Origin of the sequence: Acinetobacter pittii, assembly GCF_034067285.1 — a bacterium.
Lineage (GTDB): Bacteria > Pseudomonadota > Gammaproteobacteria > Pseudomonadales > Moraxellaceae > Acinetobacter > Acinetobacter pittii_E.
Map to the genome: position 1 here is coordinate 2,538,840 of NZ_CP139286.1, position 18,604 is coordinate 2,557,443.

The following is an 18,604-nucleotide window of genomic DNA, read 5'->3' on the forward strand; positions in this document are numbered from 1 at the left end:
TAGACAGGAGCCTTTGGCATGGCATCAAACAGTTATGATTATGATTATTTAATCATTGGTTCAGGCTTTGGCGGCAGTGTTTCTGCCTGCCGACTAACCGAAAAAGGCTACTCAGTTGCTGTAATGGAAATGGGGCGACGCTGGAAAGCTGAAGATTTTGCTAAAAACAACTGGAATACCCGCCGCTGGATCTGGCGCCCGGGCATGAAACTTTTCGGTTATTTCAATATGCGATTTTTTCGCCATGTCACCATTATTTGCGGTAATGCTGTAGGCGGTGGCTCAATTACCTATGCAAATACCCTGCTCGTTCCACCCGAACATATTTGGGATGAAGGTACGTGGGCGGATGCAGCAGACTGGAAAAATGAAATGCCGCAGCACTATGCTGAAGCAGAACGTATGCTTGGAGTGACGGATAATAAAATTTTAGGTCCTGCCGACCATATGCTAAAGAAAATGGGCGATGCAGTTGGTGTGGGGCATACATTTAAACCCACTCGTGTTGCAACGTTCTTTCCACCCGAAGGTGAAGAAGGTGGCAAGACCTACCCTGACCCTTATTTTAACGGTGAAGGACCAGACCGCGGAACCTGTACCGCATGTGGCGGCTGTATGACAGGTTGCAAACACAACGCAAAAAATACTTTAGATAAAAATTATTTGTACTTTGCCGAAAAAAATGGCGCCAAGGTTTACGAAGAAACCAAAGTTGTTGATGTTAAACCTCTCAATGGTAAAGCAGATGGCAGCGATGGCTATGAAGTCACTACCGAATGCTCAAGCTCATGGTTCAATAAACAACGTCGTACATGGCGTGTTCGCAATGTCATTTTCTCGGCTTCCTCTTTGGGCACCCAAGAGATGTTGTTCCGCTTAAAGCAATCAGGTTCGCTGCCAAATATTTCTGATGATTTGGGTAATCGGGTACGTACCAATGCCGAGTCGATTTTAGGGGTTCGTTTCTTTGATAAAGATGTCGACATGAGTAAGGGCGTTGCGATTGGCTCAAGTATTTACATTGACCATGATACTCATATTGAAGCGACTCGCTATCAGGGTGGTTCTGATGCCATGGGCCTCATGTGTACTTATATGGCAAAAGGTAAACCAGGTTGGACCCGTATTTTTTATTGGTTATGGATACTCATTAGCCACCCCCTTATATTTTTACGCATGAGCAACCCTGTTGGCTTTGCACGGCAAACCTTAATTTTCTTGGTGATGCAAACTGCCGATGCTTCTATTAACATGCGTTTAAAACGAAATTGGTTCTGGCCTTTTGGCAAGGTTTTGTCTAGTGAAGGTAAAAAACTTCCTGTTTATATTCCACAGGCCAACACCTTTACTGAAAAAGTCGCAAAAATGTTTAATGGTCACCCGATAACCACCATTACTGAAATTTTGTTTAACGTGCCTTTTACTGCTCACTGCATGGGTGGCTGCGCGATTGCATCTAGCTCAGAGCAAGGTGTAGTCGATGGTAAAAATCGTGTGTTTAACTATAAAAACTTATATGTCGTAGATGGTTCAATGTTAGGTGCCAATTTGGGCGTTAACCCAAGTCTCACCATTACAGCTCTAGCAGAACGTGCAATGTCTTATATTCCGGCTAAACACACTTTGGATGAGCAACAAGATCATCTAACCACTACACAAACTGTAGAGATCACAAAAGCCTCTGCTTAACATAGCAATTTGTTTTATAAAAAAAGCCTATTTAAAAATAGGCTTTTTTCTTTCATGTTTTAAATTACATCGCCACGGCTTTAGCACGAGCTGCATGCAATTTTTTATAGCTCTCGATCAGACGTAAATGGCGGTCAAGTCCTTCTAGTTTCATGCTGGTTGGTGTTAAACCATAGAAACGAACACTACCATCAACAGAACCTAATACCGCGTCCATTCGCGTGTCACCAAACATACGACGGAAATTCGTAAGGTAATCTTCAAGCTCTAGTTCTTCATCTAACATCACTTCAAGCACCACGTTCATGCACTGATAGAACAAGCCGCGCTCAACTGTGTTGGTGTTATATTGCAAGTAAGTTTCGACGAGTTCTTTTGCTTCTTCAAATTGTTGTAAGGCAACATAAATCAGCAATTTCAGTTCTAAAATGGTGAGCTGTCCCCAAACTGTATTATCATCAAATTCGATGCCAATGAGGGTAGTGATTTCAGTGTAATCATCTAGCTCGCATTCTTCTAAACGCTCAACCAATGCTTCAAGCTGCTCATCATCCAAACGATGCAGATTTAGAATATCTTCACGGAATGAAAGTGCCTTATTGGTATTGTCCCAAATCAAATCTTCAACGAGATAAATTTCTGAATAATCCGGTACTAAAATACGGCAAGCGGTCGCACCTAAGTGCTCATAGACTGCCATATACACTTCTTTACCCATCTCTTCGAGAATACCGAACAATGTTGCAGCTTCTTCTGCATTCGACTCTTCGCCTTCGCCAGAAAAATCCCATTCAACAAAATCATAATCAGATTTAGAACTAAAGAAGCGCCAAGATACCAAACCACTTGAGTCAATAAAGTGCTCAACAAAGTTATTCGGCTCAGTCACTGCATTACTTTGGAAAGTCGGTTGTGGTAAATCATTTAAGCCTTCAAAACTACGACCTTGAAGTAATTCAGTCAGACTACGTTCTAATGCAATTTCAAAACTTGGATGCGCACCAAAAGATGCAAACACCCCACCCGTACGTGGGTTCATTAAAGTCACACACATTACCGGGAACTGGCCACCTAACGATGCATCTTTAACTAAAACAGGGAAACCTTGCTCTTCTAAACCTTTAATACCGGCAACAATACTTGGGTATTTTGCTAATACGTCTTCAGGAACGTCTGGAAGTGCAATTTCACCTTCTAAAATTTCGCGTTTTACAGCACGTTCAAAAATTTCTGACAAGCATTGAACTTGTGCTTCTGCCAAAGTGTTGCCCGCACTCATACCATTACTTAAGTACAAGTTTTCAATTAAATTTGATGGGAAATATACAACTTCACCGTCAGACTGGCGCACAAAAGGTAGCGAGCAAATGCCACGCTCTATATTGCCTGAGTTGGTGTCATATAAATGTGTACCAAGTAACTCATCATCTGGGTTGTAAATCTCAAGACAGTATTCATCTAAGATTTCTTTAGGTAATTCACCATTTGGACCCGGTTTAAACCATTTTTCATCTGGATAATGCACAAATTCAGCATTGGCAATATCTTCACCCCAGAACTGGTCGTTATAGAAGAAGTTACAGTTTAAACGCTCAATAAACTCGCCTAATGCAGAAGCTAAAGCACTTTCTTTAGTTGCGCCTTTACCATTGGTAAAACACATTGGAGACTGTGCATCACGAATATGTAATGACCATACATTTGGCACGATATTACGCCAAGATGCGATTTCGATCTTCATGCCCAAATTTGCCAAAATGGCAGACATATTGGCAATGGTTTCTTCTAACGGTAGGTCTTTACCTTGAATATAGGTATGGTTTTCAGAAGTTAAGCTTGGCAATAACAATGCTTGTGCATCTGCATCGATGCTTTCCACTTCTTCAATAATAAATTCAGGACCCGTTTGAATCACTTTTTTAACAGTACAACGGTCAATCGAACGTAAAATACCTTGACGATCTTTCTCTGAAATATCGGCTGGTAATTCAATTTGAATTTTAAATGTTTGCTTATAGCGGTTTTCAGGGTCAACTATATTATTTTGCGATAAACGAATATTATCGGTTGGGATATCTCGAGCGGCACAATACACTTTTACAAAGTACGCTGCACACAATGCTGACGATGCTAAAAAATAGTCAAATGGGCCCGGTGCCGAACCGTCACCCTTGTAGCGAATTGGTTGATCGGCAATTACCGTAAAGTCATCGAACTTAGCTTCCTGTCGAAGATTGTCGAGATAATTAACCTTGATTTCCATGCTGGCACCTAAATATTTTTATGTGTCAGCACAGACACATAAAATTCTAAATATTGAAAAATAAGCCGAATCACAGCGAAGAAATTGACTTAAAAAAATGAGAGATTAAAGCCATGTGTTTAATGAACGACTCAATTGGCTTTAATAAGATTGGCGGTATTATAGAGTGATTTTGTGCAGTTGATAACTAAAGTTAAAACATTGATGGTCACAATGTTTTAACTTCTCTTAAATTTAGTTAAATATTAATCATTAAAATTTAAAGGTGTAATCGACATTTAACCGCGTTTCATTTGTCGAATGAAAGGTCATATTAGTCGGCATATCGTTGCGATAATGAGAAAAGCGAGCACGCATTCCCAAACCTTTTAACTTACCTTCAGGAATTTTATAGCCCAAATCAAATTCCATCGACTCTTCTTTAAAACGCTGATCGCCGTATTGCAACAAATCAATGTCTTCACCTTTTGCATAGCGGGTCATAAAGCGTAATCCGTTTAATGAAACATCACCTATCCGCGCATTTTTAAAGTCATATTCATAACGAATTGAATAGACTTTTTCATCTTTATTCGAATAGTCCGAACTCATAAAATCAAGCACGACTGGACTTTCTGTTCCAGACAAAAACGGCAGACCAGTTGAGCCAAATGACTGCATGTAGCCCAAAGAAACCGTATGGTTTTGATAGTTCAAACCAAATAGGCCACTCATATGACGGTTATCAACCTCTCCTATTTTTTTACTTCCAGCTTCCTCACTATTAAAAAAACGTACATCACTTAAAAAGTTAAGCTGATCATTTAAAGGCTGCTTTCCGTTAAATCCTAAAAATTGTTGCTGGTAAATGTCTTTGAGTTCAGCATGATAAGCACGTAAACGATAGTCCTTTAACTGATAACTTCCTCCCAATGTATAAAAAGAATCTGTTGTTGCCGCTTTCTCGAAACGATGGTTGATATTGTCCGTTCCAACATCGGTATAACGAATCGAATCACGTTGACGCACTTCATCAACATAAAAGCCTTCAAGTTGAAGATTTGGAATTTCATTTGAAACAAAACGGATACCGCGATAAGTCTGTGGAAACAAACGTGCTGGCGATGAAAATATAGTCGGTAACTGTGGAACTAAATCCCCCACAAAAAGCTCATTTTTTCTAAATTTAGTCTTCCCTGTAATACCTATTTTTCCATAATAGTCATCACGCGAGTTATCGGTATTCACTGGTAATAAGCCACTCCGTGCATAGTCATCAGCACGGCTTCCCATCAGATTAAAACCTGCCATTGCCAGTACATCAACACCGAACCCAACTGTCCCTTCGGTATAACCAGACTGTCCTTTAAAAATTAAACCCTGCGTCCAATCTCTGGCGGCGGTATAGGGATATGGGTCTTTTTTATAGTCTCGGTCAAAGTAAAAATTACGTAGTGTCAGCTCAGCTTTACTGTCTGCAATAAACTCGGCATGCACAACTTGACTAAATAATGGGCACAAGCATACCCCCACCCATAATGGTGTCTTTTTCATTTTTTATCTCAACTATTTAATTTTTAATGGATTAAGGTGCTGTTTTAAGTGAGTAGTTTTGCTCTTTTTGACTTCGATAAAAAGCGCTACCTAAACTTAAAATCAGGAAAATAGCCAAAATAAAGACCACACCGTAATAGGCATAAAGTGTTGCGGGAGCAATACCTTTATCTAGAAAAACACCTGCAACGGTTGGTGATAAAATTGCCCCAATCCGACCAAAACCAATCGCATAGCCCACACCGCGACTACGGATTTCAGCATCATAAATTGTTGGAGAAATCGAATATAAACCTGCCACACAGCCATTAATGAGTGTGCCAAGTAATAAGCCAACTATGAGAGCAATACTCACTTGAGCCGAGACTGCGACAAATAAGAAAACACATGCAGACGTTAGTCCTAAAAATAGACTTAAGGCATAGAAAATTTTCATGCGTGATGCCAATAAACCAATAATGGCTGCCCCGAAAATCCCACCTATACTAATTAAAATGCCGGTACTTACCCCTTGTTGTGGTGACATTCCCATTGAAATAAGAATTTTTGGCGTCCAGCTCATGACAAAGTAAAAGCCAAACATCACTAAAAAGAACGCAAACCAAAGACAAAGTGTTTGAAATCCCTGTTGTCCTGCAAATAACTTGCTGAGCTCACTACCATTTTGTGTGTTGATTTTTTCATAACGTGGCATAACTGGCAGTTGATTAAGCCCCATACGACTTACCGTTGTGTTAATCCATTCGAGTGCCTGTTTTGGTCGTTTCGCGAGTAAATAATCTAAAGATTCTGGTAATAACCATGCGCTAATGAGTAGCATTGCAATGGTAGTAACCCCACCTGCTAAAAAGATTGAGCGCCAACCCAAATGCTCAATCAAAGCCAGCGATAGCACTCCACCGAGTGTTGCACCAATTCCATAACCTGTAGACATTAAGCTAACAGCCAGACTGCGCCAGCGAGCATTGGCATATTCACTTGCCAAAACGTTACTGCTGGCAAGAATCCCACCTACCCCAATGCCGGTAATAAACCGAAGTGCTGCTAACATGCTGTGGCTTTGAACCAAAGCACAGCCCAACATGCTAAAACCAGCAATCACAAGACAAACTAAAATAAGTAAACGACGACCGATTTTATCGGCTAAAGGTGCTAGAAAAATTGAACCCGCAGCCATTCCAAAAAGGCCAGAACTCAGCAACAAACCAATTTGTGCCCCTGAAAGCGACCATTCTGCCGACACGGATGGCGCAGTAAATGCCATCACCATCACGTCAAAGCCATCAATAATATTGAGACAAATACAGATCAAAATAACAAACCATTGATAACGGCTCATGTTGTTCTGATTGATCTCACTTAGAACGTCTCTTTCCATTTGTGCATCTCCCAATGTGGATAAGAGATGCACACGACATTGCCGATAAGAGCGATTGGGTGGTTATGCATATCCGTATCCATAATGACCTAGAGGAATATTTGTTTTTTTGAGCATCCTGCTCTTTTTCTATACTGAATATTTGGATCCAAAAAATCAACTAAAATTATAAACGTATTATTAAAAACTCTATAAACACATAAATTATATAAGTATAAAATTATTAAAAACATAAAATTAGAATGCTTTAATATTTTTATGGATCCATATTAAAAAATCTATTATGATCGATTCCAGAGCATTTTTTAGCCAAAAAAGCTCAGTTCATTTTTATGGAATGCAAGATGCATTTTAAAACTTCAAAGGATTGTTGTTATGAAACTCAAAAGAGTAAGCCAGCTTACATTGGGACTTTTTTTTGCCAGCCAATTGTTTTACACAGCGCAAGCAGCACCTCCCAAAAACCAACAACCACCTAATATTATGATTATTTTGGCCGATGATCTTGGATTTTCAGACATTAGCGCTTATGGCGGCGAAATTAAAACTCCTCATATTGATAGCCTGTTAAAGCAAGGAAAAATGCTTTTTAATTTTCATGCTTCATCGATGTGTTCACCGACACGTGCGCAACTTATGACAGGTGCAGATAATCACTTGGTCGGTTTAGGTGCCATGTATGAAACGTCAAAACGACAAGAAAAATTGGTTGGCGCCGATAGTCCGCGTGCACTACTCAAAATTGATGGATATTCAGGTCACTTAACGCAAAATGCTTATACACTCGCAGAAATTTTAAAGACTAAAGATTATTACACCTTCATGGTCGGTAAATGGCACTTAGGCTTTGCTCCCGAACAAAACCCTAAAGCTCGTGGTTTCGATCAATCTTTTGCCCTGCTCGATGGCTTCGATTTACACTTTAAAGACCAACCTAAAAACTATCCGCGCAATACCCAGTACACTGAAAATGGTCAAAAGGTTACCTTGCCTGACAATTACTACTCAACCGACTTTTTTACACAAAAAGCCTTTGAGTACTTAGATAAAAATAAAGCACAAAAACCATTTTTTGCCTATCTAGCTTATACCGCTCCACATTGGCCGATACAGGCACCTGCTCATTATAGAGACTTATACAAAGGTAAATACGATCAAGGCTACGATGCAATTCGCAAACAACGCTTTGAACGTCAAAAGAAATTAGGATTAATTCCTGCAAATGCAGAATATCCAGTCGAGCGTGGCAATCAAGCTTTAGGCACCAAAAGCTGGAATGAACTCACGCCACAAGAGCGCAAATATGAAGCGCGCAAAATGGAAGTTTATGCTGGCATGGTCACTCAGTTAGACGATCGCGTGGGTGATGTCATTCAATATCTTAAAAAGCATCATTTATATGACAACACCTTGATTGTGTTTATGTCAGATAACGGCGCTGAAGGTGGTGATCACAATTTCCCAATGGGTGATGCCGACAATCGTTATGAAAATATAGGCAACGCCAGCTCATATGTTTATATGGGACCACGCTGGGCCGAAGTAAGCAGCACACCATTTACCCACTGGAAGTCAGCCGCTTCAGAAGGCGGAGTACGAGTTCCATTTATTGTTAAATCGCCTACGAAGATTTCTAAAGAACATGGAATGAACAATAACTTTGCTACAGTCAAAGATATATTCCCAACTGTGATGGAACTAGCGGGGATTCAAAATAATCAAATCTATCCAGCCACAAGCACCAAAATTAAACCGTCGGGCTTTAGCTTGATTCCTGCTTTTAAAAACAATAATGCGCGCATTCGACCAGTCAATTATTATGACTTCAAAGAATTACATGGCAGCCGCTACGCCAAAAATGATGAATGGAAACTCGTTGAAAACTCACCTTCTAAATTTAAGAGCCACGGCTGGGAACTCTACAATTTAAAAACAGATTTCAATGAGCAACATAATGTTTACGCAGCACATCCCGATATCGCCAAAGTCTTAAATGATAAATATCTAAGATATGCCGATGAAAATAATGTCGTGGATTTTGAGCAATACAACAAAAAGTAGGAAAAACCAGATGAAACAGATCATGATGCTTTCATCGTTCCTGTTACTTTGTGCATGCCAAAAAACCACACCTCAACTAGAACAGACCACCTTGCCCGACTTAGGTACTCAAGCTAAATGTTCTTCTTATTCAGGCCTTCCTTCGGGTTGGCCTAAAAATAAAGAAGCCGGTATGGTCAAACTTCCGCAAGGAAAAATGGTTTTAGGCACCACACAAGGTTATGAAGATGAACGTCCATTAAACCTACAGGCAACTTCAGTTCCCGCTTTTTTAATTGATACAACTGAAGTCACTAATGCTCAATTTCAAGCGTTTGTTAAGCAAACGGGTTATGTCACCGATGCAGAAAAGCAAGGTGGTGCGGCTATGTTTGTACAGCCAGATCATCCAGTTGAAGAGCTACAATGGTGGCGATTTGAAAAAGGCGCCAATTGGAAACACCCATGGGGTTTAAATAACCCAAAACAACCCGCGTCTCACGAGCCCGTTCGCATGGTGACATGGAATGATGCCTATGCTTATGCAAACTGGCTGGGTCACGACCTACCGACCGAGCTTGAGTGGGAATATGCAGCCAAAGGTTTTCAGAAAAACTCCGATATTGGCCCCACTCATGAAGGCCATATTACAGCCAACTTCTGGCAAGGCGAATTTCCATACAAAAATGTTCAAGAAGATGGTTTTAAGGATGTTGCCCCTGTTGGCTGTTTTAGTAAAAACCCATTTGGTTTATATGACTTGATTGGCAACGTATGGGAATGGACGCAAACACCTTATACAGGTCCACGAGATCATCATATGGGAGATCCATCGAAATATCGGCAAAGTCACGAACAGATTTTGCAATACACCATTAAAGGTGGATCTTATTTGTGCGCAACCAATTATTGCGCGCGTTATCGTGCTGCCGCGAGGCATCCACAGGAACTCGACCTTGCCACTAGCCATGTCGGGTTTAGAACAGTAAAACGCTTTTAAACGGATTTAAAAATGAAGCATATTTTTATTTATGGGATTTTATTCTCAGGGACGGCCCTTGCCTGCTGTTTAGTTCATAGTGAAGCAGATGTTAATTTTCAAAATACACTCACACTCAAAACATTCAACTTCGACAGACAATATGAAAATGGGGCCAACCCCGATACTCATAGCCTGAGCCAAGGCTTGATCTATCGTGGCGACTGGACAACAAAACTTAATGAGGTTCAGCTACACCTCAATCCAAGCATTCAATATGCATATCGCCTAAGTAGCGACCAACACACCAATGATATGGTCATACCCTTTGATTCTAATACCAAGAAACAAGCACAAGACCAAGTTAAATATGGCTTAGGTGCTGGAGTTGAATATCAAAACTTTCGCATGAATGTAGGTGAAATCACTCCCGATTCACCACTTACCCCACAAGTGGATACACATCAATTGCGCGTGAACTATAAAGGTTTGGAATTAAAATATAAGACAACGCAACAAAATTTCGAGCTAGGTTTGATTAACCGTTATTCGCCAAAAAATGAAGAGGATTATCACAAACTAGCCATTTCAAAACATGAATCTGATGGGCTTTACTTTTTTCAGTGGGATGGCAAAACGCCTCAATATAATTGGAAATTTTATAATGGTTACTTAACCGATCTCATTAATCAAAGTTACCTTGCTTTTGATTATCAATGGACAAAGCAGCACACTACAAAATTACGTGTGTTTCGCCACGACGATGTCGGCAAATCAAAGCTTGGTGAATATGACAATACATCTGTAGGGGCCATGCATTTCATCAAACATGGCAACTTTACAACTGGGATCGGCTATCAAGAAAACTTTGGCAAAGATGGTATTCCAAAACTCGACAATATGCCCATTCCCCACATGGTGAACTGGACCTTAGGCGCGTTTACCAAAGCAGATGAAAAGTCTTATCATTTCGTTGCCTCGTATGACTTTAAAGATTACATCAAGGGTCTAAAAGTGACCTATAAATATATTTATGGCGACTCTTTTCAAACTATGAATCAAAATGATTTTGAGCAAGAAAGTGATGTGTTGGTTCAGTATGATCTCAATGCTTGGATTAAAAATCTTAAATTCCTGTTCTTAAATATTAACTACGATACCAAACACGGCAAAAGTCTGGATGAACAGCGCATGATGCTTCACTACACCATTAATTTCTAAATTATCACTCTCCATAATGGCCTCAACCATAGCCATTATGGATCCAAATTAAAATTAATAAAAATTTCCTCCTAAAAACTCAAAGAAATATAAAATCCTTTATTGGCAAACATAAAATACAATTTCATCAATTTCAAAGAACAATATTTTTTAAAAAATATACTGCTTATCAATTGACCATTATTTTTATTTATTATAAATTGGATCCAATAAGTGATAAGGAGTCGTCACAATGTTTATTAAAAATGCATGGTATGTAGCCTGCCGCCCAGAAGAAATCCAAGACAAACCATTAGGTCGTACGATCTGTGGTGAAAAAATTGTTTTTTATCGTGGCAAAGAAAACCAAGTTGCAGCCGTTGAAGATTTTTGTCCCCATCGCGGTGCCCCACTCTCACTTGGTTATGTCGAAGATGGCAACCTCGTATGTGGTTATCATGGCTTAGTGATGGGTTGTGACGGAAAAACTGTTTCAATGCCAGCCCAACGTGTAAATGGTTTCCCTTGCAACAAAGCATATGCAGTTATTGAAAAGTTCGGCTTTATTTGGGTGTGGCCAGGTGAAAAAGCTTTAGCAGATGAAGCAAAACTGCCAACTTTAGAGTGGGCAGATCATCCAGAATGGAGCTATGGCGGAGGTCTGTTTCACATCCAGTGTGACTATCGTTTGATGGTCGATAACCTCATGGATTTAACCCACGAAACCTATGTTCACTCAAGCAGTATTGGGCAAAAAGAGATTGATGAATCATTGCCTGTGACTAAAGTTGACGGCGACCATGTCATTACCGAACGCTATATGGAAAATGTGATCGCACCTCCATTTTGGCAAATGGCCCTTCGTGGTAACCACTTAGCAGATGACGTACCTGTGGATCGTTGGCAACGTTGTCACTTCTTTGCGCCAAGTAATGTTCATATTGAAGTGGGTGTCGCACATGCTGGACATGGCGGTTATCACGCACCGAAAGACAAAAAAGTTTCTTCAATCGTGGTCGATTTTATTACGCCAGAGACTGAAACTTCACATTGGTATTTCTGGGGAATGGCACGTAACTTCCAGCCTGACAATGCAGAACTCACCGATCAAATTCGTGAAGGCCAAGGCAAAATTTTTACTGAAGATTTAGAAATGCTAGAGCAACAACAACAAAATATTTTAAACAACCCACATCGCAAGTTACTAATGCTCAACATCGACGCAGGCGGTGTACAGTCTCGTAAAGTGATTGAGCGACTACTTGCCGAAGAAAATAAAACGCCTCCTGAAACGTCCACGCAGAAGTTTCCAAACATACGGATTATTTAAAGGAACATGAACATGGACGTTATTATTCAAAAAATTCACCAGCTCACCCCGACCATTCGTGCTTTTGAATTGGTTGCAGCAAATGGTAAGGAGCTGCCGAGTTTTGAAGCAGGAGCTCATATTGATGTGCATCTGAAAAACGGCCTAACCCGTCAATATTCACTTTCAAACTGCTGCACTGAAAAGCACCGTTATGTGATTGGGGTTTTACATGATGCCAATTCACGCGGTGGCTCACGCTGCCTCCACACTGAATATCGTGAAGGCGACCACTTAAAAATTGGTGAACCACGCAATTTATTTGAAATTCACCCTCAAACCAAACAAGCAGTTTTATTTGCGGGTGGTATTGGTATTACCCCTATTTTATCGATGGCATATCGACTTAAAGCCGCCAATATTCCTTTTGAATTACATTACTTTGTTCGTAGTCATGAAATGATTGCCTTCTATGGCAACTTAACCGAACATTTTGGTGAACGAGTCCATTTTCACATTCAAGACCAACCAGACACCGAATGTAATATGGCAGAGGTTTTGGGCCAAGCTTCACCTGATAAACACTTATATGTGTGTGGCCCTACAGGGTTTATGCAGTTTGTCATGAACTCGGCCGAACAAGCAGGTTGGCATAACGAACAGTTACATCAAGAGCATTTTGTCGCTCAAAAAGTAGATTCGTCCACCGATGAAGCTTTTACAATTGAAGTTAAAGGTACAGGCCGTCGAATTGAAGTATTACCAGAGCAGACTGCTACTGAAGCATTAATTGCAAATGGTTTTGATATTCCTGTTTCGTGTGAACAAGGCATTTGCGGTACCTGTATTACCCGTGTGGTAGAAGGCACGCCAGATCATCGCGATATGTTCATGACCGATGAAGAACATGCTTTGAACGACCAATTTACACCCTGCTGTTCTCGTGCAAAAACTAAAAATCTTGCGATTGAGCTTTAACTCGAAAGTTCCTTTATTCAAATATAAAGGAACTTATTTCACTTTAAGCGCTAAGAACATTTTTTAGCGTTTCACCCAAAATCACCACACTGCTATGTTCACGCATTAAAGTTTCAGCACGCCCTGCCTGACGATGTACCAATGCATCGAAAATCGAACAATGCTGTAAATGTGCATAGTGCAAACGGCGATATTCCGACAAAGCTTGATTCTGGTCATAGGTAATGGCTTGAGCAGAAGCCATAGGTAATTGGTTGTTTTTCGCTAAGGCTTGTATAAGTGCGACGTTTTGCGCGCCTTCAATAATGGTGTCATGAAAAATGACGTTAAAATGGTGATAACGTTCTAGTTCAGCATCGCCAAACTCGTCTTTTTCATTAAAAAGTTTTTCAGTTTCCTGAATGCAATGTTGTAGCGTCTTTTTCTGCTCTTCGCTTAAGCCTTGTTCTGCCAAAGTTTTCGCAGCCAACCCTTCCAGCACCCCGCGTACTTCGAGCGCATCATGAACAAGTTGTTCTGAAATTTCACGAACCGTGTAACCACGAGTTGGGTTTTTGATGAGGAGGCCTTCTTGCTCGAGCAAGCGAAAGGCTATCCGAACAGGCTGCCTTGAAACCCCAAGTAACTCGGCAGTCGGAATTTCGGCAATTCTGGCACCGCCTTCAAGTTCCCCTGAAATAATCATTTTTCTTAGTTTAAGTAAAACTTGTTGTCCTGAAGACATTCGCTGCCACACATCACCAAAAACGTCACTTCGATGCTAGCAAGTTCATTTGTAAAATGAAATAAATTTTCTGTTTGAATCAGTGCTTAAGCATTTCTATTGAGTTTAAGAAATTAAAATGCGCACTACACTCGATTAAAGGTTTTTAAGATTATTCACCATAATATCGAGGTTGTTACGAATTAAATAAGCCAAGTTAATATCAATGCCTTCCAGCATTTTTTCTTCGACTTTTAAAACCACTTCATTGCATTTATTGAGCTTATCAACACCGCTTTCAGTCAGCGTAATTAAAATACGGCGACCATGGGTTGGGTCAGGTTTTTTCTCAATCCAACCATTCATCAGTAAATCTTGCAGAATTTTATTAGCAGATTGCGGCTTTATAAAAGAACGCTCAGCAAGTTTGGCATTAGATAAATTACTTTTTGAAGCTAAAACAGAAAGTGCAGTAAATTGCGGTAAGGTAATTTCAAGCTCTTTTAAATGTTCTGATAAATGTTTACTAATAATTCGGTCAACACGAGCAATCATATAGCTTAACTTAGGCTCATCTTCTACTTTTTTTGGAACTAAATTCGAACGTACCATAACCTTTCATTCATCATAAGAAAATCTGTAGTGAAAGTATGAGGATCTACCCCATACTTTCGTTAAAACTTAGCGAGCACCTGAGCTTTGTACTAAATGTACAGGCTGTTTAGGTTTTTTGACAAGAAGTAATGCAGAGATTGCTGCAATTAAAATCACTGGAATACTTGAACCAATCACAATGGTCGAGCTTTGTCCAAGCGAGAGTAAAAAACCAGCCATTAAAGGCCCTGCAAATGAACCAATACGGCCAATTGCAACTGCTGAACCTACTCCTGTTCCACGCATTTCGGTCGGATAATACATGGCTGCCAGACCATATAACGCAGATTGTCCACCTACAATAAACAGACCACAACCTACTGCTGAAAGTGCAAGTAAAGCCACTGTCGGAGAAACTGCCAAACAGCACAGCGAAAATAAAATACCAAGATAAATCAGCTTAATCACAAAACTCATGCGTAATTTATCAAGCAATACACCCATGAGAATCGAACCTAAAATTCCGCCAACGTTGTAGCCCATCTGTACATAGTTTGCCTGTAGTTTCGATAGGCCTTGCGCGCCCATCAGTAACGGCAACCAGTTCAACAAAAAATACAGTACAACGAGCGTACAGAAAAAACTTATCCAAAGCTGAATGGTCGACATACGGCGTTCTTTAGCAAACAAAACTTCCAAAAATGGTGTCGTTTTTTGTGCTTGAACTTTACGTTGCAGATAGTCATTTGACTCAGGTAAAAAGCGCATAATCAGGGGAATGAGTAAAATAGGCGCAATCCCACCAATATAGAAAATATGGCGCCACTCTGCATCACCTGCTAACGACATAGCAACCACAGAAGTGAGTAATCCGCCAAAAGGAATCCCGCTATACATAATACTTACTGCTGTCCCTTTGTGCTGGTCAGGCACAGCTTCAGAGGCAAGTGTAATCATCATTGGAAGTGCCCCGCCCATTCCTAAACCGGTACAAAAACGGATGAGAAGTAACAGGCTGAAATTGGCCGCATAGGCGGTCAGTAAAGACATAATTCCAAAAAGTAAGATACTAAAAATCAGAATTTTCTTACGCCCGACAATATCAGCAAACCGACCGCCCAATATTGCACCTGGCAGTGTTCCTAAAATAGCAGCACTAAATGCCCACGCCATTTGGGCATTGTCTAACATAAACTCAGCCCGCATTCGTGGAGCGGCCACCCCCATTGATTGAAGATCAAACCCTTCAAAAATTGCTATGGCAAAGCACAGTAGCAATGTGATTTTTGCCCTTGAAGGCTGTCCTGATATTTTTTCCATTGTGTTGTCCTTTATTGACTAGTCGTTCCATTTAGCCCTTTGTGTATTGTTGTTTAAACACATCAAAAATATCAGTTAAACTTACTAAAAAATCAACATATTTTTATATTAAATAATCAATAAAATTAATTAATATTTAAAATACAATGAATTATAAAATATTTAAGAAATTTTATAAAAAAGACTTGAATGTAAGTTTAACTGATATTAGATTAAATCCCAGAACATCAAAAAATCATTCAAGGAGTATGAAGATGAGTTATGAAAACCGCTGGGAAACAGTAGATGTTAAAGTTGAAGAAGGAATTGCATGGGTTACCCTAAACCGCCCAGAAAAGAAAAATGCCATGAGCCCGACACTCAATCGTGAAATGATTGATGTGCTCGAAACGCTTGAGCTTGATCAAGAAGCGCGTGTTTTAGTGTTGACGGGTGCTGGCGATTCTTGGACAGCGGGTATGGATTTGAAGGAATATTTCCGTGAAGTCGACACTCAACCAGAGATTTTCCAAGAACGTATTCGCCGTGACTCATGTCGCTGGCAGTGGCAACTTCTTCGCATGTATTCAAAACCAACGATTGCCATGGTCAACGGCTGGTGCTTTGGAGGCGGTTTCTCACCTTTAGTGGCGTGTGACCTAGCAATTGCAGCAGATGAAGCAACTTTCGGTTTATCTGAGATTAACTGGGGTATTCCTCCTGGCAACCTTGTAAGTAAAGCAATGGCAGACACTGTAGGTCACCGTGCATCTTTGTACTACATCATGACGGGTAAAACCTTTAGTGGTAAAGAAGCTGAAACCATGGGGCTTGTGAATAAAAGCGTACCGCTTGAACAGCTAAAAGCAGAAGTGACTGAACTTGCAAATTGCCTACTTGAGAAAAACCCTGTAGTTCTCCGTACCGCTAAAAATGGCTTTAAGCGTTGCCGTGAACTTACTTGGGACCAAAACGAAGACTATTTATATGCCAAGCTTGACCAATGTATCCACCGCGATACTGAAAATGGTCGCCAAGAAGGTTTGAAACAATTCTTAGATGAAAAATCAATTAAGCCAGGTTTACAGAGCTATAAACGTACTGGTTAACTTTTGATTCTTTAATGGCAATGTAAGGACACAACCCATGCAAAATGTACAGTTACTTATTCACGGTCAATCTGTTGATGCATCAAATCAAGCAACTTTTGAGCGTATTAGCCCCATTGATGGATCAGTGGCAACTAAAGCCGCTGCTGCAACATTGGAAGATGTTGATCGTGCAATCGATTCGGCACAACAAGCTTTCAAAGTATGGTCGAAGCTCTCGCCTACCGAACGTCGCTTACGTTTGTTAAAAGCAGCCGATTTAATGGACCAAAAGACCGAGCAATTCATTCAAATTGGAATGCAAGAAACAGGTTCAACTGCGACATGGTATGGGTTTAATGTTCATCTTGCTGCCAACATGTTACGTGAAGCAGCAGCCATGACTACACAAATTGACGGAAGCCTCATTCCGTCAGATGTGCCGGGCAATCTCGCAATGGGTGTACGAGTTCCTTGCGGTATCATTGTTGGCATTGCGCCTTGGAACGCTCCTGTCATTTTGGCAACACGTGCGCTCGCTATGCCTTTGGCTTGTGGTAACACGGTAGTGTTAAAAGCCTCAGAAGCCTGCCCAGCAACACAGCGTCTAATTGGTGAAGTGTTACATGAAGCAGGTCTTGGCGAAGGCGTGGTCAATGTGATTACCCATGCGGCCGAAGATGCCCCACAAATCGTGGAACGTTTAGTGTCTCATCCAGCCGTGAAACGTATTAATTTTACCGGTTCAACCAAAGTCGGAAAAATTATTGCAGAGACTGCTGCAAAATATTTAAAACCAGTTTTACTCGAATTGGGTGGTAAAGCGCCAGTTGTGGTTTTAAATGAAGCTGATATTAATGAAGCCGTAAATGCAGTCGCTTTTGGAGCATTTTTTAATCAGGGACAAATTTGTATGTCGACCGAACGTGTTTTGGTTCAAGACAATATTGCCGACCAATTTATTGAAAAACTGATTGAAAAAACCCGCTCTATTCAAGCAGGTAATCCAACTTCAAAAGACAATGTACTCGGTGTTTTAGAAAGTCGCCGCGCCGCAAACCGTATTCAGCATTTACTGGAAGATGCACAAAACAAAGGTGCAGACTTACCTTTAGGTATTCATATTGAAGACACCACCATGCAACCGACGCTGGTGCTCAATATTAAACCTGACATGCTGCTTTACCGCGAAGAATCATTTGGACCTGTATGCACAGTTCAACGTTTTTCAAGCATTGAAGAAGGTGTAGCACTGGCAAATGACAGTGAGTTCGGCCTTTCTGCGGCAGTGTTTAGCCAAAATATTTCGCAGGCATTAGAAGTCGCTAAACAGATTGATTCGGGTATTTGTCATATTAACGGCGCAACCGTACATGACGAAGCTCAAATGCCATTTGGTGGAACAAAATCGAGTGGTTATGGACGATTTGGTAGTAAAGTCTCTGTTGCCGAATTTACCGAACTACGCTGGATCACCATCCAAACCCAATCACGTCATTACCCGATTTAGTCAGGCTAATGCGAAGACAGACATATTAAATAAAAATTGCA

At 40.6% G+C, this 18,604-nt stretch carries 14 protein-coding genes; 8 read left to right on the plus strand and 6 right to left on the minus strand.

The features are described from left to right. The first annotated feature begins 18 nt into the window (after positions 1-18). Positions 19-1,689 (plus strand): GMC family oxidoreductase, encoded by a 1,671-nt coding sequence (choB, locus tag SOI81_RS12060; protein ID WP_239975716.1) that lies wholly within the window; start codon positions 19-21, stop codon positions 1,687-1,689. A 64-nt stretch (positions 1,690-1,753) separates the two neighbouring features. Here choB and SOI81_RS12065 read toward each other — a convergent pair whose 3' ends face one another. The 3 genes from SOI81_RS12065 to vanK all read right to left on the minus strand — a co-directional run bounded on the left by SOI81_RS12065 (position 1,754) and on the right by vanK (position 6,863). Further along, the gene (locus SOI81_RS12065) at positions 1,754-3,952 is read right to left on the minus strand and encodes an OsmC domain/YcaO domain-containing protein (RefSeq protein WP_239975715.1); all 2,199 of its coding nucleotides are present in this window, start codon (positions 3,950-3,952) and stop codon (positions 1,754-1,756) included. Between the two features lie 252 nt (positions 3,953-4,204). After that, a complete protein-coding gene (gene vanP, locus SOI81_RS12070; RefSeq protein WP_239975714.1) occupies positions 4,205-5,485 on the minus strand; it encodes an OprD family outer membrane porin in 1,281 nt (426 codons plus the stop codon). 31 nt (positions 5,486-5,516) lie between these two features. After that, entirely contained in the window at positions 5,517-6,863 is a 1,347-nt protein-coding gene (gene vanK, locus SOI81_RS12075) for an MFS transporter (protein WP_239975713.1), read from the minus strand. A 375-nt stretch (positions 6,864-7,238) separates the two neighbouring features. On the opposite strand from vanK, the gene atsA reads away from it, so the two are divergent. The 5 genes from atsA (at position 7,239) to SOI81_RS12100 (ending at position 13,369) form a co-directional block, all read left to right on the plus strand. Next, positions 7,239-8,924: an arylsulfatase gene (gene atsA / locus SOI81_RS12080; RefSeq protein ID WP_320540823.1), complete on the plus strand. Its 1,686-nt coding sequence runs from the start codon at positions 7,239-7,241 to the stop codon at positions 8,922-8,924. A gap of 25 nt (positions 8,925-8,949) precedes the next feature. Next, positions 8,950-9,903 carry a formylglycine-generating enzyme family protein gene (locus tag SOI81_RS12085; RefSeq protein WP_239975746.1) on the plus strand — a complete coding sequence of 318 codons (954 nt, stop codon included), beginning with the start codon at positions 8,950-8,952 and terminating at the stop codon, positions 9,901-9,903. Positions 9,904-9,915: 12 nt separating this feature from the next. After that, entirely contained in the window at positions 9,916-11,103 is a 1,188-nt protein-coding gene (locus SOI81_RS12090) for an OprD family outer membrane porin (protein WP_239975711.1), read from the plus strand. A 232-nt stretch (positions 11,104-11,335) separates the two neighbouring features. After that, positions 11,336-12,412, plus strand: coding sequence for an aromatic ring-hydroxylating oxygenase subunit alpha (locus SOI81_RS12095; protein ID WP_239975710.1), 1,077 nt, complete (start codon positions 11,336-11,338; stop codon positions 12,410-12,412). A gap of 12 nt (positions 12,413-12,424) precedes the next feature. Further along, the gene (locus SOI81_RS12100; protein WP_320540824.1) at positions 12,425-13,369 is read left to right on the plus strand and encodes a PDR/VanB family oxidoreductase; all 945 of its coding nucleotides are present in this window, start codon (positions 12,425-12,427) and stop codon (positions 13,367-13,369) included. Between the two features lie 43 nt (positions 13,370-13,412). Here SOI81_RS12100 and vanR read toward each other — a convergent pair whose 3' ends face one another. From vanR to mhpT, 3 genes are all read right to left on the minus strand, one after another. Next, on the minus strand, positions 13,413-14,105 hold the full coding sequence (gene vanR, locus SOI81_RS12105) for a GntR family transcriptional regulator (RefSeq protein ID WP_224992438.1): 693 nt from the start codon (positions 14,103-14,105) through the stop codon (positions 13,413-13,415). A 123-nt stretch (positions 14,106-14,228) separates the two neighbouring features. Next, positions 14,229-14,684, minus strand: a complete 456-nt coding sequence (locus SOI81_RS12110; protein ID WP_224992437.1) for a MarR family winged helix-turn-helix transcriptional regulator — start codon at positions 14,682-14,684, stop codon at positions 14,229-14,231. A gap of 69 nt (positions 14,685-14,753) precedes the next feature. Continuing rightward, positions 14,754-15,986 carry a 3-(3-hydroxy-phenyl)propionate transporter MhpT gene (mhpT, locus tag SOI81_RS12115; RefSeq protein WP_016141799.1) on the minus strand — a complete coding sequence of 411 codons (1,233 nt, stop codon included), beginning with the start codon at positions 15,984-15,986 and terminating at the stop codon, positions 14,754-14,756. 248 nt (positions 15,987-16,234) lie between these two features. On the opposite strand from mhpT, the gene hcaA reads away from it, so the two are divergent. Continuing rightward, positions 16,235-17,074, plus strand: coding sequence for a p-hydroxycinnamoyl CoA hydratase/lyase (hcaA, locus tag SOI81_RS12120; protein WP_171251283.1), 840 nt, complete (start codon positions 16,235-16,237; stop codon positions 17,072-17,074). Positions 17,075-17,111: 37 nt separating this feature from the next. Further along, complete coding sequence (gene hcaB / locus SOI81_RS12125) at positions 17,112-18,563, plus strand: aldehyde dehydrogenase (RefSeq protein WP_320540825.1); 1,452 nt, start codon at positions 17,112-17,114, stop codon at positions 18,561-18,563. Positions 18,564-18,604: the final 41 nt, after the last annotated feature.